10 protein-coding genes are annotated in these 18,210 nt (G+C 45.7%); all 10 read right to left on the reverse strand.

All coding sequences use genetic code 11. From position 1 onward, the window contains the following. Positions 1-15 precede the first annotated feature (15 nt). Positions 16-2,595 (reverse strand): beta-mannosidase, encoded by a 2,580-nt coding sequence (locus AB4Z30_RS22605; RefSeq protein ID WP_441929711.1) that lies wholly within the window; start codon positions 2,593-2,595, stop codon positions 16-18. A 20-nt stretch (positions 2,596-2,615) separates the two neighbouring features. Beyond that, positions 2,616-4,217: a helix-turn-helix domain-containing protein gene (locus AB4Z30_RS22610; RefSeq protein ID WP_441929712.1), complete on the reverse strand. Its 1,602-nt coding sequence runs from the start codon at positions 4,215-4,217 to the stop codon at positions 2,616-2,618. After that, entirely contained in the window at positions 4,214-6,049 is a 1,836-nt protein-coding gene (locus tag AB4Z30_RS22615; RefSeq protein ID WP_441929713.1) for a sensor histidine kinase, read from the reverse strand. Before AB4Z30_RS22615 ends, AB4Z30_RS22610 begins: the two co-directional genes overlap by 4 nt. 29 nt (positions 6,050-6,078) lie before the next feature. Next, the gene (locus AB4Z30_RS22620; RefSeq protein ID WP_441929739.1) at positions 6,079-6,933 is read right to left on the reverse strand and encodes a carbohydrate ABC transporter permease; all 855 of its coding nucleotides are present in this window, start codon (positions 6,931-6,933) and stop codon (positions 6,079-6,081) included. 36 nt (positions 6,934-6,969) lie between these two features. Then, positions 6,970-7,851: a carbohydrate ABC transporter permease gene (locus AB4Z30_RS22625; protein WP_441929714.1), complete on the reverse strand. Its 882-nt coding sequence runs from the start codon at positions 7,849-7,851 to the stop codon at positions 6,970-6,972. Positions 7,852-7,993: 142 nt separating this feature from the next. Then, positions 7,994-9,307: an extracellular solute-binding protein gene (locus AB4Z30_RS22630; RefSeq protein ID WP_441929715.1), complete on the reverse strand. Its 1,314-nt coding sequence runs from the start codon at positions 9,305-9,307 to the stop codon at positions 7,994-7,996. 288 nt (positions 9,308-9,595) lie between these two features. Continuing rightward, positions 9,596-11,683 (reverse strand): acyltransferase family protein, encoded by a 2,088-nt coding sequence (locus tag AB4Z30_RS22635; protein WP_441929716.1) that lies wholly within the window; start codon positions 11,681-11,683, stop codon positions 9,596-9,598. Positions 11,684-12,180: 497 nt separating this feature from the next. Then, entirely contained in the window at positions 12,181-12,897 is a 717-nt protein-coding gene (locus AB4Z30_RS22640) for a hypothetical protein (RefSeq protein ID WP_441929717.1), read from the reverse strand. Beyond that, complete coding sequence (locus AB4Z30_RS22645) at positions 12,894-13,745, reverse strand: ATP-binding cassette domain-containing protein (protein ID WP_441929718.1); 852 nt, start codon at positions 13,743-13,745, stop codon at positions 12,894-12,896. Before AB4Z30_RS22645 ends, AB4Z30_RS22640 begins: the two co-directional genes overlap by 4 nt. Positions 13,746-14,283: 538 nt before the next feature. Next, positions 14,284-18,108, reverse strand: coding sequence for an LAGLIDADG family homing endonuclease (locus AB4Z30_RS22650; RefSeq protein ID WP_441929719.1), 3,825 nt, complete (start codon positions 18,106-18,108; stop codon positions 14,284-14,286). Positions 18,109-18,210 lie beyond the last annotated feature (102 nt).

The following is an 18,210-nucleotide window of genomic DNA, read 5'->3' on the forward strand; positions in this document are numbered from 1 at the left end:
AGGCTTACACCGGTTTCAAATCTCAATACCATTCATTGCACTTACCCTCAGCTCTGTGAGTGGCAAACTTTTGATCTCTGGATGCCGAATCGTTACCATTCTACTCTCTCCTGGAAGCAGATCAAAATAGTTATCACTGAATCGAATTCGTCCTAGAGGCAGTTCCATCTTCACCATTCGTGCAATGGCACCACTCGCAGTAACGGTAACCGATTGTTCCTCTTCGTTCACATGAACGCCGAGCTTGCACTGTGGCAGCGCGATATCTTTAGGGTCACGCAAAAAGTAACGATTCATCGGCGCATTAAACCCTTCGGCCTGTAGTTCTACCATCACTTCTTCCGCCTGTTTTGTCCCGAGTACTTCGGCCTCCTCCAATGTTTCGATCTGCATCGAAGATTGAGCAGGAATCTTCACTTCATATATGGTGGAATGCAACCTCTCTCCATGAAGATCATAAACATGCAGCCGAAGTTGTCCCGCTACTTCATCCTGTGTATCGTTAACGATCCATAAGGCTAGCGGTTGTCCCGGCTCATGCTCCAGTGACAGTAGCACAGGATGAAAGAACGTTTTTGCATAATAAAAGGAGGCCTTAGGCAGCAGTTCATAATCAATCATCGACCAGCTTGTACCCGGCCAGCTGTCGTTTAGTTGCCATACCAGAGCGCCGCTGTTACGATCATTGATTCGTCTAAAATGTTCAATACCATAGCGCAGTCCCTCTGCTTGTGTCAGCATGGAAAAGTTCATGTATTCCTCTATATTCTGAGGAATACCCGTGTACCCTTCCATCAACAGAATGCCTTTCTGATGATTGGTATCCTTGTTGCGATAGGCCATTTCGGGACTACCCCAGTAAAACTGGCCGGCAGGCATGTTTTTCTCCAGCGTGTACCGATTAGCCGAAGCATGCATGCCAAATTCGCTACTGAACAACGCATGATCCTTTTTGTAATTTTTAAACGTAACCCCTTCAATGCTGTAATCCAGCACCGGTACTTCTCCTTCTTTCCTCGGGTATACAGAACCATGCCACACCTGCCAGTTATGCCGATCCCCTGTATCCGGATCATTCGCATCCTGTCCATGGTTTCCGCCATAAGGTGAAGAAGGCCAATATGGACGAGACGGATCAAGCCGCTCCAAAGCCTCAGGGATCAGCTCGTGGTAGATATGCTCCCCGTAGAATGGACTCGTGATATCACCGCTCGCCGTCTTCATGTCATACAACCAATCGATTTCGTTGTTACCACACCAGATCGCTAGAGAAGCACGGTTGCGTAAACGAAGGACGTTATTCTCAACCTCCTGCTGTACATTGTGCATGAAGTCACGATTGAAATCCGGGAACAACGCATTGGCAAACGCAAAATCCTGCCATACGAGCACCCCTTGCCGGTCACACTCATCATAAAAGACATCTTTCTCATAGATACCCCCTGCCCACACCCGCAACATATTCATATGTGCTTCTACAGACAACTCGACAAGTTCACGGTATCGTGAGCTCGGAATTGTTCCAATCAGTTGATCGGCAGGTATCCAGTTTGCTCCCTTGGCGTAGATTTTGACTCCGTTCAGTATAAAAGCAAAGCGCCCCTCTCCCTGTTCATTATGCAGCGCCAGTTCAATCATCCTTATGCCATAAGGCTGGTAATAACGATCCACAGCTATGCCATCCGCATACAACGTAACTTCCAGGTTGTACAGATAGGGTTCACCCAGATCATGAGTCCACCATAAGCGGGGATGAAGCACGTTTAACACCGTCTCTGCTTTCCCCTCAGTCACAGATAATGAGGCAGAACTTGCCACAACATCCCCAGTGTCATTTAGAAGGCGAATATCACAAGTGGTGACAACAGGCTGTGTCCGTTTATGCCTGCTACGGAAAGAAAGAACCGATTGTACATTTGCCGTGACTTGGACTTGGGCCTGTTTCTCACTCACAGACTTCGTTCGGGCGTACACATTCTGCAGCTTGGCAACCGTGTAGCGCTCCAAGCGTACAGCTCCCCAGATGCCCAATGTAACGATGCGCGGCCCCCAGTCCCAGCCAAAATTCATTGCTGCTTTACGCAGCCAAGGGCGTTCTTTCGTGTACGAAGACCAGTCGAACGTCTCCTTATCACGATGATGAAGATGAAGCGGATCAAACCGCACCGCAATGGCATTCCAGCCGCTTCGCACCAGACAGGTCACATCCAATGTGTGAGTCATTAGCATATTAGCCGTTTCTCCAACCTCATGTCCATTGACATACACCGTAGCAAACGTGTCCAAACCTTCAAACACTAATTCAATACGCTCCTCGGGTGATACATCCAAATCCAGATTAAAGGTGGTGCGATACCACCATTCTTTCTGCTCAATCCAGCGACTCTTGGCATCGTTATGTCCAAAATACGGAGGATCAATAATACCGCGCTCTGCAAGTGCCCCATGAACGTCACCTGGCACCGCCGCGCCAATCCAGAATCGGTCATCCAGTGCTGCAGCGGCGACATCCATTGCTCGCTTCTCTCCAACCTCATAATGCTGTATTCTCCACTGTCCTGATAAATCCTGAGTGGAACGACAAACGTTTACCATTATACTCCCGCTCCTTCCGTCTAGCTGCCTGAAGATTTGTAAACAAGTGCCTGCTCCCGGTATTCACTCGGAGTCTTGCCTGTATGTTTTTTGAACAGTCTGCTAAAATACTTCACATCCTCGTAACCACTCATTGCAGCGATTTCACTCACTTTTGCTGGGGATACTGCGAGCATGTCCATCGCCCGTCTAATTCGCATATCCGTAACAAAGTCGCCAAAGGTTACGCCCATTTCTTTTTTAAACAACTCACTGAGATGTCCGGGATGCAAATGAACTTGCCCAGCCACCTGCTGCAAGCTGATATCCTGTGTCAGTGAGGTTTCAATATAACCGATCGCTTTTTGCACATGTGCGGCCTGACCTTGTCCCATACGGCTGTGATATGCTTGCATCAGATCATACAGATGATGAAACAGTTCATCCCCTATCTCTGTATATGTCTTATCCGGTTGAGGGGTCCAAGGTTCAAGCCGGGCAGGTTGTTCTCTTCCAATCGCCTGTAGTGTCCTGGCAAGCCAGCGGTGTCCCGCGATAACTGCCGAGTTCAGGCAGGCTGCATAGGATGCTGGTGTGACGTCAGGTTCAGCAATCAGTCTCGTCATCAGTTCACGTATCCATGTGGTGAGAGTGACCGGATCATTGTCCAGTAGCAACGTACCGAGAGTTGTTTCCTCTTCGTGTGTCAGAACCGTTTTGCCGCCTTGTCTGGCGCTGATTTCTTCATATCTCCACACTTTAGCTTCAATTAGCCCGCGGTGGCGAAAAGCTGCAAGCGCCGTTTGATAGCTATGGTGCAGTTCGGTGGCGTAATCAACAGGCTCACCTGTCGCTGCTCGAAGCGAACACTTTAACCATTGTTCCACTCGTCTTAACCCATCCTCAAGTCTATATACGCTTACGCCCATGTCAGAAGCATAAGGCAGGACGCAGACTATATGTTGCTTCTCAATCTGAGCAATCGCTCCGGCTAGAACGTCTTCCAACATATTTTGAACAGCGAACCGGAGCAACGCATCCGAAGAACGCCCCCAGCCCTCGGCATGAATCAAAACAACTTGTCTGCTCATAGACAGATCGCCATCACTACCATGACGCATGGGTTGATGGGGCAACTCTGTTTCCTCGCCAAACATCAAAAAGGCTGGACAATTCACCGAATCGATATTGCCTTCGATTACCCACCCGGCAAACTGTCTTTCCCGGTTCTCACGCAACCATTGTCCTTCGCGCGACTTCTCTGCCCACCGTTCGGTAATTCTTGCTTTGGCTTGCAACACCGTTTTGATGATTTCTTCCGGTTTACTCGTTTTCAGCAAATAGTCTGTGACCCCATTACGAATAGCCTGCTGGGCGTAAGAGAAATCATCGTAACCTGATAAAATAATGACCTCCAGCTCTGGAAGCAAGTGCAATGCTTCTTCCGCTAGCTCCAGTCCAGACTTACCGCTCATCCGGATATCGGTCATCAGAATATGCGGACGTCCCTCGACTAGGCGTGTCAATGCCTCTTCTGCCGAAGCAGCAGGTTGTAAGAGTTCAATACCAAGTTCATGCCAGGCAATCACGCTTGCGAGCCCAGTGCGTATAATTACTTCGTCATCAACGATTAATAATCTCATGGCGATTCCTCCAGGATTGGAATGGAGAACGAAATCCGGGTACCCCCGCCCTCTCTACTGTCCACTTCAAGCAGCGCATCCGTTCCATAATGGAGCAGCAGTCTTTCGTTCACATTACGGAGACCATACCCTCCATCAGACAACGTATGCTGCAATTGCAGTTTCTCCCCTTTTCCATTTTCTTGCGGATGATTGCCAGATGAAAGCATGTTTCCCTCATCCGTAGGAACAAGGTTTGCCCTCAAACGCTCCAGCTGATCTGGAGCCATTCCTGCACCATCGTCCAGCACCAGAATATTCATTCGCTCAACCACCGCATCCTTCTGAATCATGATCGTGATAGTCCCTTGTCTTCCCGCCTGCTGAATCCCGTGAATCATTGCATTCTCCACTAATGGTTGTAAAAGAAGCTTCAGCATCATTTGCCGTTCCAGCGCAGGGTCAACAATATAATGCAACACGAACTGATCCGGAAAACGAATCGACTGTACCCTCACATAATGCTGGATATGCGCAATTTCTTGAGCAACCGGGCAATAATCTTGCCCTTTATTCAAACTAATGCGTAGAAAATCACTCAGTCCCTCCACCATTTCCGCAATTCGATTTTCTTTGGACATCAACGCAATCCAGTGAATGGAAGAGAGTGTGTTATATAGAAAATGAGGATTAATCTGTGCCTGGAGTACACGCAGATCGGCTTCTTTTTTACGAGCTTCACCGCGGATAATCTCTTCCTTCAGCAACTCGATATGTGCACCAAGCAGATTGTAACTCTCGCCCAACTTGCCAATCTCATCATCACTCTCTGATCGAAATAAGGGCAATGGACGCTTCGGGTCAATTCGAGACAGATGTCTAGTTAATAAGAGCAACGGCCTCGTAACCCTACGAACCGTGAACCAGACCAGGCCGCCACTGATTAATGCTGACAACGCAACTGCAATTGCTGTCAAAATTAAAATATAACTATTCTCCGACTGGTATTGTTCGTAAGGAACCGTTCCAACAAGCGTCCAGCCCGTCAATTCCTCAGGGTAATAGAGAACTGTACGTTTTAACTCTTTATCACCATACGTAGTCGTTCCGCTATATCCCTTCTGAATGCGTGTGATGAGTCCTGGTTCGAGATCGGACATATGAAGCCCAAGCCGGGATTTATCCATGGAGGACAGCACCTCTCCTGTACTGCCGATCAATTCCAGTCTGCCTTCTCCTCTGCCTAGTCCAAGTGCCGGCCATCCTTTAGAGATAATTTTTTCATTTAAGCTAATGGTGAGCCAGCCGATCGGACGATAATCGTGAATACTGCGGATGGGCCGAATCAAAGTAATAACATTCTGAATGCCTGCATAATTGCGGACAGGGTACACCCCCGTCCATCTTTTATCTGCATTTCCGCTAGGAAACGTAGGGTAAAACAGATTTGTCCCTTGCACCTCATACCAAGTGGCTGTTGATAACGCAGCGTCAAAACGTCCAGGATAAATGGCAATGTTCGCAATGTATTTTTTGGATGCAGCCAGATTCGTCATTCTGCCCAAAATGTCCAAGCGATCCCGTTCATGGTCCTCATCACCGCTTAAATACTGCTGTATATCCCGTTCTCCAATGAGGAAAATGGATAAATTCTCAGCATCCTGGAGCATATAACGAAGATTCGCCTCCACTTGTTTCAACGTATCCATCCCCGACAGTTTCGTTTTTTCCTCCGTAAGGCGTGAAGAAAACAGGAAAGCAAACAGTCCAAGCGCCAGTAGCGGCACAATCATTGAAGCTGTAACAACTACGGACAGCTTGCGCTGTAGTGAAGATGTAAGCCAGCGAACCAACTCTGTTCCTCCTTTGGATACGCTTTCGCTTACCCTTTGACTGCACCTGCTGTCATTCCCTTCATGACCTGTTCCTGAAAAATCAGATATACAATAATGGTAGGAATCACAGATAGAGTCATGGCAGCAAGCGTTAGACCATAATCAGTCTGATATCCGTCTGCAAAGTTCGCAATGGCAAGCGGTAACGTTTTCAATCCGGTTTTATTAATAAATACAAGGGCAAAAGAAAAATCATTCCACGCATGCAGGAAACTCAAAATGGTCACGGTGGAGAGTGCTGGCAGCGACATCGGAAGCATAATTCGGGTGAAAAGCCCCCATAGTCCCGTTCCATCCATGAACGCCGCTTCCTCAATATCACGCGGAATGCTGACCAGATACGCTGTAAGTACAAAGATCGCTGTAGGTAATGCAAACGCAGTATACGGCAGAATTAATGCCCAATACGTATTCAGCAAGGACATCTGTTTCATCAGAATAAATAACGGAACAAGTGTACTGTGGATTGGAATGAGCAGCCCTACAACGAAAAACGTCATGATGAGCCCTTTCCAGCGAAACTGAAATCGTGCCAGAATGAACGAAGCCAGCGCCGCTATAAATAGCGTCAGGATCAGCGAGCCAATCGATACCGTTAGTGAATTGCCGAAGGCAGTTCCGAGCTTCGAACTTTCCCAAGCATTAGTGAAATTGGCTACATTCCAGTGAGCCGGCAGACCAAAGGGCCTGCTGTAGAAATCCTCATTCGTTTTGAACGCACTAATCACGAGCCAATAAAACGGATACAATGTTAAAATACCATAGACCGTCAGCAGCGTCCAAACGATTCCGCTGCGCATCCGGCGAACGGGATGTCCTGCGCGGCCTCGTCGTGTTGTCATAGACACAGGTGTTACTTGCATAAACATGCCTCCTTTCTATCGGTTTTCTTTACGTTTCTGGCTAGTCACCCATTGACTTGTTCCAATGAGCAGCAAGGAAATCAAAACAATCGTTGTAGAGATCGCACTACCGAAACCATATCGGTACGTTGTAAACGTCGAGTTATACATGTACGTTGCAAGCAGTTCCGTCGCGTGAGCCGGTCCGCCCTTGGTCATAATGTAGACGAGATCAAAGGACTTCAGACTGCCCGAAATACATAAGATTATCGCGACTTGTACCGTACCCCATATCATTGGCAGAGAGATCGACACCAGTTTGCGGACCCCCGAAGCTCCATCGATTTTGGCCGCGTCATGAATTTCTCCCGGAATGTTCTGCAAAGCTGAGATAAAAATAATCAGATATAATCCAACAAAACTCCAGAGCAAGGGTGGCACAAGAGAAAATATCGCGATCTTCGCATCCGAAAGCCACTGCAGCTTCCAGCTCTCCAGCCCGAGTGCATCCAGCAGGAAGTTGAGAATACCGATCTGGGGATGATAAATATACTGCCAGATCATCCCGATAACCACGGTTGACAATACCATCGGCAGAAATACAGCCGAGCGCAGAAAGCGCTGGAGCGGGTTGCTCTTGTGTAACATAACTGCCAGCATAAGTGCTAATGGAATCTGACCAAACACCGACGCCAGCACAAATATGACGTTATTTTTCAAAGCGCGCCAGAAGATCGTGTCATTCCAGATTTCCACATAGTTACCCAGGCCAATATACGTCGATGCTCCAATGCCAGACCAGTTGAAAAAGCCGTAATATGCAGACCATACAACCGGTACAAACACAAACAATGCATAAATGATGACAGCCGGAGCAAGCCCCAGCATAATGAAACGCCGACTTTGCAATGCGTTCAATCGGTTCACTTCCCCTCGTTATTGCCATTCTCTTCTGTCCATCATTGGACTTTAACCACTATCTAAAAAACCCTCCCCTGCCGGGAAGGGGAATGAACTTTGCTTTCGTTAATCAAATCAGTAGTCAAAAGCAGGAAGCAATCTATTGATTCATTGCATTCGCTTGCGCTGCCTGAATTCTGCCTGCAATATCCTCCGCTTTGCCGTCCATTAGCAGCTCCTGCAAACCATTATTAATCACCTCAACCGTAGCCGATCCCAGCTTGGAATCGTATACCGGCGTAATTTTCACTTCCTGCATCAGATCGTACAGTTCCACGAATAGCGGATGCGCTTTGGACTTATCCAGATCAATCTTGTAGCTCACCAGTGTGCTGCTATCCAGCGTAGCTTTCTGACCTTCCGGACCAGCCAGTGCGTAGAATAGCTCCATCGCGGCCTCTTTTTGAGCACCACTCAGCTTTTTGCTGACACCAAGACCCGTTCCAACGACTCCTGATGTTGTTCTCGGTTCACCTTTGCCACCCTCAACAGGGGGCAGAATCGTAATATGTGTATTGTTTAGCACTTCTTCCGGTGCATTGTTAACGAGGTTGGCGAGCGCCCACCCGCCATTCATGACCATCGCAGTTTTCCCTTGAAAATAAAGCTGCATCATCTGGGTTTCATCAATACTGTTGAATCCGTCCTGAAAAGCCTTCATGTTTCCAAGCTCCTGCATTTTCTTCAGCGCTTCAACAAATTGCGGATCAGTGAAACTTGCGCCATCCTGAGCTACGGCTTTCAAAAACCAGTCTGTCCCCGTCACCCGGTCAGCCAGCGTACTGAAAATGGTAGACTGGGCGACCCAGTTCGTTTTGTTGCCTAGCGCCATCGGAATGATTCCTTTTTCGTTAAACGAAGCAACCGCCTGCTCCAATTCAGCCCAAGTTTCAGGAATCTTTACGTTATGTTCTTTGAAGAGCGCCTCGTTGTAATAAATAAAAGAGCTGGGCGCCAGATTCATCGGAACGGAATAAATATTTCCATCTACCGTGTATCCATCCAACGCATTCGGAATAAAATTGTCTTTCCATTCCGGCTTCGCATCAAGTTCTGTATTGATTGGCTGCAACAAATCTCCTTTTACGAACTCCTTCGTCATCGCATCAGGCCACATAACGAATAGATCCGGCATCTCGTTGGCTGCAGCAACCGTACGCAGTCTTGTTTTGAGACCGTCCGTAGGCAAGCCTTCATCCACCACTTCAATCTCTGGATGTGCCGTGCGGAAATCCTCAATAATCTTCCGCATCGCCACCGCTTTGGCGTCCTGTCCGGTCCAGTTATGCCAGATGGTCACGGAGACTTTGTCTTTCCCACTACCTGATTCGGCTGAGTCACCGCTTGTGCACCCCGCCAGAATAACTGCAAATAAACCTAATGCTAGCATGCCTGAAAACCACTTTTTCCACATCGTTATACTCCCCCTTGAGCATTGGATACCTGTATTGTAAATGGTAACGCTACCATAGCGTAAGGTGACGATCCACGGATGCAGGGGTGAATAATATCGGTTCCCGCCCGTATATCAAAAAAATCTCTCCCAGGACAACGTCATGAAGTCAGCATAACTTCAATCACATTCCTGTCAGGGAGAGACTTTAAAGATGGAATAATACTCTATTGGATACACGCATAACGTTACACTAAAAGTTAAAATACAAGATAAGTTCGAATTAGATTCCTTCCGTCTATCAACGTGTTATCGAAGGCTGCTTTTCACCAGAGCTGCAAAAGCTTCAGAACCTTCTGTGGTCAGATGCACTCCGTCTTTTTCGAAATATTCGTCATGACCTTCACTCGCCTGATTCCAGTCAATCAGAGAAACATTACTGTAACTGGAGGCTGCATCCGTCAGAGCCTTATTGACCGTTCGTTCCCAAGGACGCGGCACACGTACTGTGACAAGGTATACCCGGGTTTTATCCTTCAAGCCATCCAGCACAGCTTTTAAATTTTTGGAGTTAAATGCACCATTAGTTCCAAGCTCTAGCACCACCTGGCTGCCCATTTGCTTGTTATGCTTCAGATCCTTCAGCACATCCCCAGCTTGCCACATCTGACGACCAACATGGCCATCGACATACACACCGGATATACTCTGCTCGAGATATGGCTTGGCATCCAAAATAACCGAGTCTCCAATAACCGTGTATTGGATTTTTCCGTTCTTTACGACGGGTGCTGGAGGTGTGTTTTCTTCACCTGAATCGGTTGCATCCTTTGTGCCATCATCTGGTTTTGAAGCCGACGGATCTGTTTCTTCGTTGCCAGAAGTAGACGAATTGGAATCAGGTTGATTCTCGGACGTCTTGTCCTGATCCCCGTCTTCATTGGAAGAGTCTCCAGGTTTAGTTAGTTTCGACCCTTCTGCAGATCCAGCTCCAGCCTTGTTATTTCCATTCGTTTTCGCATCAGACCCTGATTCAGGCCCTGACTGAGATGCTTGATTCTTTTTCCCGGAATCCGAAGGTTTTGTTGTAGTCGGTACAACATCCTGCCCCTTTTCTTCAGCAGACTTCTCTCCATTAAACACGGTAGACATAGATACCGAATGAGAATCTGAATTGGCCGCTGCGGGCAGCACCATCTGTGACACGGTATAACATAATAACAGCAACGTCATTAGAAGACCTGTCCGTTTCCACCACACATGCCGGGGAACGAGGGATATGCGCCCTTTTCCCCACAATTTAGACAAGGATTCGCGAAATCCATTATACCGGATCGGGTTTTCAATATATTTTAGTGACATGGACGCAAACACAACTGTTGCCGCTACCTGTAGCAGCATACGCACAGGATGTGCACCGCCAGTATCTACAGCAGGACTGGTCAGAACAATGATGGGATAATGCCACAGATACATTCCATACGAACGTTCACCAATCCAGCGCAATGGTTTTGCCCCAATGAGGCGTGCCAAGAAAGACGAAGGATGCGCGAGGACGGCCACCAGTATTGTCGCGGCAATCGCTTGCAGTACCATCCCGCCCCGATACAGGAACGAATCGTATTCACTGGTATTCAGCATCATATAGATCAACACCGCTAGGGCAGCAACTCCCACTGCATCCAATACAAGCTTGTTCACCCCAGGCAGTGTTGCGGACAACTTGCGACTCGGCCAGACTACAGCTAGCGCTGCTCCCGCAAGCAATGCAAATGCACGGGTATCTGTTCCATAATATACACGGCTTGGATCCAAATCCGGGTTATATATGATGGCCATTGCGCCAGCTGACAGTTCAGCTGCAACAATGATGAACACGACGAGCCATCCTTTTCTTTTGAACAACATAATCGCTGCGATTAACAGAAGAGGCCAGATCAGATAGAACTGTTCCTCGACAGCCAGTGACCAGAAATGTCCAAAAGGGGATGGGGGCCCGAAACTTTCAAAATACGAAACATGGTGAAAGATATACCACCAATTACTTATGTACGTAACACCGGATAAGATATCCCCTTTGAGTGAAGCAAGCCGGGATGAGTCTGTGCATAACAGCCAGAGCATCACAACCGCCGTCATCGTTAGCATGCCAGGCAACAGGCGCCTAAACCGCCTTAACCAGAAATCTCCTAATGCAATTCGACCATGTTCCCGCCACTGGGATAACAAAATATCTGTAATCAAGTAGCCTGACAGAACAAAAAATATACCTACACCGAGCAACCCGCCCGGAATAAAATCTAAATTTAAATGATAAGCAATCACGCCAAGTACCGCGATGGCTCGCAAGCCATCCAATCCATTCATATGCCTCTTTCGTTTCACTGATTGTGACATGTGCACCCCTCCTTGTTACTGCGAGTCCACATCCATCGAGATCGGGGCATCCTGAAAAATTCGGTCATTCTGGTTGTTATTAACATACGTATTGCACCTTCCATCTTTCATTTACAACATAAAGAAGACGAATTGCCTATAGATTTAGTTGTATCAAATGTGAATATAAACTATATTTTTTCGTGAGTTCACGATTACGATTAGCATTATACGACTGAAACCAGATTTATAATTTACAAGAATAATTACAAACTCATTAAGCCGATGTAACCTTTCCTACCAGCACAACCAGCTGTAAAATCATACTCTATAATTAATGTTTAATATAGTGCTTTTCATCGACTGGACATAATTACCTGAGTCTTTCAAATAGAAAAAAGCTGCCGACTTGCTCAGCAGCCACTATCCATTATAAACCTATCTCAGAGTGGATTGAAAGTTTTGCTCATAATTGCTTCTTCCTTCCTAGGACTCTAGAGGTAGGATGGATGGAAGTATCAATGCGTTGAATCCAGCTTGCGTTTATGAATCATGGAAAGAAATATAACGGTTGTAATCGCACCATATACGATCGGTGCAATGGTCACCAATAGCTTCTTGAGTAGCGTTTGTGCATCATAATTAACTAACACATTTATTGTACTATTTAGAGGAGGCAACAGCACGATCATTGATTTAAATCCGTCTGGCAACACATTTTCTATACCTTGCACAGAAAGTGTAATAACAATCAGCACACTCAACATCAAAAAGGACATTACGCGGGAACGAATAAACTTAGAACTAAACCAACAGGCTAATGCGACTCCCAGCCAAGATGAAACCAAATGATAGATCAGGGCCATGCCTAACTCCTCAACACTTGGATTTCGATCAAACTTTTGAAAAATGGCTGGAAAAGAAACGGCATACAGAGCTAGTGGAATAGTAAAAAGCCAGCAATACAACAATTTTGCAAGATAAAGTTTTATTAAACTGCCACTATGCAATACCGTCACCGATTCCTGATTTGTCGTTTCCATATCAATCAACGTATAACAAATGACAGCAGAAATAATAAAAATAAAGGTTGTTGAGAATGCATAACTAGCCATTACTGGATTAGGAACGACACTATATACGAAAATGATCCCCATAAAAAATACAAAAGTAGCTGGACCATAACGATATGAACGTATGAAACAGGTATGTAAATATGACAGTAATGAGATCATGAGCCTAGCTCCTTTCTTGTTAAGCTAACAATCTCTCCGCCGTTATTTATGAATTCGGGTAAAAAGCTACTATAATCTTTATACATAAAATTCATGACCATATAACCATTTTTGCTTCTTTTATATGTAATATCGGGGAAACGTTCAAGAAGATGATTAACAACCTCTACATCTAGGCTGCCTTCCAGTTCAAAATATACTCCCTTTTGTTCAGAAGACGTATTTATAATCTCCTCGCTTAGTCTTCCTTGATGAATCCAGTATATGTTGCTTTCCAATTGACTTGCTAATAATGGATCATGAACAGCTGCCAAAATCGATGTCCCTTCATCCTTAATTTTCTTCAGAGAATGAAGCAAATGCCCCGTTGATTCTTCATCCAATCCTGAGAAAGGCTCATCTAATACTAGGAGGTCTGGCCTCTTGATCATAGCTTGCATTACATTTGTTTTTTGCAACATGCCTTTCGAAAAATGACTCATCTTCAAATGAGCACTTTGTTCAAGACGAAAAAAATCATGCAACTCCCTGATGCGGTCTTTCAGTTCTTTCCCAGTCATACCCGATATTCTCCCCATGTGTGTCAAATACTCCGTTGAAGTCATCCTTAGTTTAGATATTCGATCAGGGGTATATCCAATCACTAGATTCGTATGATCAAGCAACCTTTGACCCGACGTTAATGGAATTAATCCACTCACCATTCGGAGCATCGTACTTTTCCCCGAACCATTATTTCCTCTTAAAATAATACAATCTCCTTGATTAATCGTAAGCGAAATATCTGTTAAAATTTCTCGCTCACCATATTTCTTGGAAGCTTCTTTTAATGTTAACAGTGTCTTCATTGTCAATTTCTCACCATCCCTCACTAACGATCTCGTTTTCTTTCTAATGCAATCCATGAATAGTAGAGCACCCAGAATAGAGCTGGGAATATAACTACTGCAATATATCGATGGTGATATGGGAGCGAAAAAATGGTAATTACGGAGATCGGTACGATCACAGCAAACAAAAACAAGTACTTTTTCCAATGGTTATTCACGATAGATTCTACCTCCTTCATTCGTCCAGCACCTGTTGACGAACATGAACTTGAACGGAACTTATGCCTCATTTGTCTAGATTTGTAAGCATGACGTCCTTATTTTAACATATTTAAGAGTAAAGGGATTTCTAATGATTAAATATTTCAGATGAAACTAGATTCAATGTACACCGTTGACTAAAGAGACCTATCGACGTCTAGGCAGTTCAATAGAAGCCTAGCAACACAAAAACGAAGTGCTGGTAAATCAGCACTTCGTCTGTACGCTTTTTAGGTTGAAATCCCTGTTCAGGCTCATTAGAGCAATAATTTATTCCAGATTGTTCTGGAATAGCTTAATTACACCTGCTGTATCCGCAGTTACTGCATGTTTTACATCCTTCCACATTGATCAAGGACGCCGAGCCGCATGAAGGGCATAAGTCGATGGATTGGATAAAAGCTTTTTGCCCCTCACCTCCTGCATCGACCAAGTTTGGGGTAGTTTCCTGCGTGTTAAGCAGAACTCCCTTTGTATTGTTGCTGCTGTTCACAGGGTTAGTACTGTTCGGATTCTTCACTCCAATATCCTCATTCATCTGAACATGGCTTTCCAACGCTTTCGCGACAGCATCCGCAATGGATTCCACACGATTAGCTCCAAAACCAATGGCCCCTGAACCTCCGATGCCTTTCAGATGTTTGATAAGCAACTCCACCTTATGGCCATGATCACCATATCGCAGGAATAGAGAGCATACCCGGCCCAGTGCCTCCGCCATCGCAAACACGTCCGAGCCTGCCTTACCTACGTTGAGGAAAATCTCACACGGTGTTCCATCCAGATCATTAATCGTAATGTAAGCCATGCCGAACGGCGTATGCATCTTATACGTTGCTCCGCGCAATACTTGTGGGCGGCGTTTATATTGTTTATCCACCACACCCGTAGTCTGTTCTCCCAAGTCTGGCAAGCTTGACTCTCGCTTTGCATACACCGAGCTTGCTACCGAAACGGACTCAGCTGCCAGGCTGTTGAATTCCTCTTTATCCGTATTCTGCTCCTCAATAGCTGAGGTGTTTTCTTTCTTCGAAGTAGAAAGTACCTGAACATCTCTGCTACCGTCCCGGTAAATGGTCACCCCTTTACAACCCAGATCAAAGGCTAACTCATATAGCTCTGCTGTATCCTGTACCGTAAAATCAGCCGGACAATTTGCCGTTTTCGAGATTGAACTGTCCACCCACTTCTGAATGGCAGCTTGCACGCGAATATGATTCTCGGCCGAGAGATCCATCGCCGTCACATAATAATCCGGTAAGGACTCGCCAGGATGTTGCTCCAGCCACTCCTCGGCAATCGGCACAAACTGTTCATCATACCCAAGACGGCTCTGGCGAAAATACTTAAAAGCAAAATAGGGCTCAATGCCAGTCGATGTGCCCACCATCGTTCCGGTACTTCCTGTAGGCGCCTGAGTAATCAGCGTCACGTTACGAATTCCTTTTTCACGGATCGCCTCCCCAACCTCCGGGTACGTTGTCGTCATCTGTCTCATAAATCCACTCTGCAAATAAGGTTCTGCCTCAAACGCCGGGAATGCCCCTTTCTCCGCGGCAATCTGCGCTGAAGCGAGATAGGCTTCCTTGGCCATAAATCCATACAGTTTATCGAGAAAATCGAGCGATTCCAGACTGCCATAGCGGATACGTAGTTTGATCATCAGCTCAGCAAGTCCCATGGTGCCAAGCCCCACCCGGCGTTCACGCTGCTGATTTAATCGATTTTCTTCAAAATGATACGGCGTCGCGTCAATCACATTATCCAAAAATCTGGCCGAAATGCGCGTCGTTTCCGCCAGCTCTTCCCACGCCACATCGTGGTTTGTTTCATCATAAAATTTGGACAAATTGATCGCCGACAAGTTACATACTCCCCAGCCTGGAAGGCCCTGTTCCCCGCAATTATGAGCCACAACTCCACCAGCAATCAAGGAATGTGTAACTGGCTCTGTTATATCATATACAGTGACGTATTCCCCTTTTTCCAATTTCTTCACTCTCGACATAAACTTTTCTGACTTTCTTGATGGTCTTGCAATTCGCTCTAGAGCCTGTTGTTTCCTCGTAACATATTTAAAACCTATTTTTTCTTTGAAGCAAAGTAGATTGTTACCTGATATTATCAACTCGTAGAAACCCTTACTCTGGTAAGTCCTAAATTCTCCACCTTTTGTTGTGTAATTGAATAAAGATTGTGAAGATTTAGGTCGAGCATAAATTGAACTATTGATTCCATAATTCAATAACAGCAACTGAACACCTTGTAACAACTTTTTAGAGCTAGAAGTTAATCTTGCTGTTCGATGCATTTCATCTCTTTCATATACAGTACCATCAGCGCTAAACAAAGCTTGTAAAAAAGCTTTCACTGTTTTTTTCGAGGATGTAAATATCAACTCGGGAACCACTTTCTCCGGTCCTTTTGCTGAAGTTACTCCAATACTTGCTAGTTGTGAAACTAAGTTTTTCCTCCACCAGTAAACTTGTTTTGTTCCATTTGTTCTTTGATAGATCTTTGCCCTTATTCCTGATATTTTCTCACCGACATCTATAAGATGCGGTATCACCTCTTCATCGTCAGCTCCAAAAACCATGCCTACTTCCCCACGAGCAGAAACCCATCCATCACCAATTAACCACCCTAAAAATAATCCCCATTCCTCTCCAAGTTGATCTTCTTCTGCAAATCCACCTTCAGCTGACTGAATATAAACATAGTCTTCAGAGTCTAGGTTCTTGGCTTGTTTCCACCCAAAATTAGTGTACAACTGATGCTCAGGAGTCACACTAATTTCAATTCCATTTTGTAGATGTATTTTAATGGTCTCTTTCTTTCCAGTTGGAAATACTGTTGCTGATCTCATCTGTAATCCAGGTATTTCGTATGAACGACCGCCAACAACTTTGGCCTTTTCGATAAGTCGATTATCCGTACCTACCATAAAAAACTCTCCTGTTTTTCTTCTATACAGATCTTCAATTGTTATAAGTCCATATTGGGTAGCTATTCTTGTTTTAGGATGGAAGCAAGGATTTGTACAGATGATCGGATTAAAATACCAGCTGTTCGACATCTGGTTGTAATACTCCATAAAAACCACACCAGGTTCGGCTGATTTCCAAGCGGATTCAATAATCGTATGCCATATATCACGTGCTTTGACGGTACGATACGGAATAACGTTACGGCCTGCCTCTTTCCATTTAGTAAGATCACCATCCCACTGCGTATCATAGTCCGGGTCACTGGTATCGGGAAAAACAAGCTCCCAATCCCCGTCCTGCTTGACAGCCTCCATAAACGCATTGCTTACGCAAACGGACAGATTGGCATTCGTCACCTGCCCCATCGTTTGTTTAACCGTAATAAAATCCAGCACATCCGGATGCCAATCATTCATCATTAACATCAGGGCGCCACGTCGGCTGCCGCCTTGTTCGATAAGCCCCGTCGTATAACTGAACAAACCGCCCCAGGATACCGATCCGCTGGACGACCCGTTCACACCTTTCACCACAGCCCGCCGAGGACGAAGGGAAGACAGATTGATTCCGACGCCACCACCGCGAGCCATAATTTCGGTCATTTCGGTCAACGTCTTCATGATGCCGCCCCGGCTGTCTTGCGGAGAAGGAATGACATAACAGTTAAACAGCGTTAATTCATCACTAGCCCCTGCACCAGCAGCAATGCGTCCACCGGGAACCAGTTTCCAGTCATCCAGCACCGAGCGGAACTTTTTCTCCCAAACAGCCTGTTGTTCAGGTGTCGATTCAACAGATGCCATCGCTCGGGCAAGACGATCCCACATTTCTTCCGGTGTTTTCTCTATTGTAAGAGTCAACTTTTCCACATCGGTCTCTATGATGATATCGCTACGTGTCCGCACTTTAACCTGTTGTCCTTGCCGTTCAACAATCTCACCGACTTCCTTCACCGGAAACTTGGGATCATCTTTCGTTAATACAAGTACAACATCTCCGACTTTTGCATGATTTGAATCGGCATTCTTCCATGCATACCGATCCAGAAATATTTTCTCGCTGAGCCCTTCCAGCTTTTGTTTGTTCTCATGATACTTCACTTGTTGGTTCGTTCCTGTATTGTTGGATGCCATCTCTGCAATCAACCTCCCCGAATAAACCGTTCATTTTAGATTAAATGCTATCACTGAGAATAATTTATGCCAACATACTACATGTAGTGATTTATAATCACT

The sequence above is a fragment of the Paenibacillus sp. 2TAF8 genome, from assembly GCF_052114825.1.
In the GTDB taxonomy this organism is placed as follows: Bacteria; Bacillota; Bacilli; order Paenibacillales; family Paenibacillaceae; genus Paenibacillus.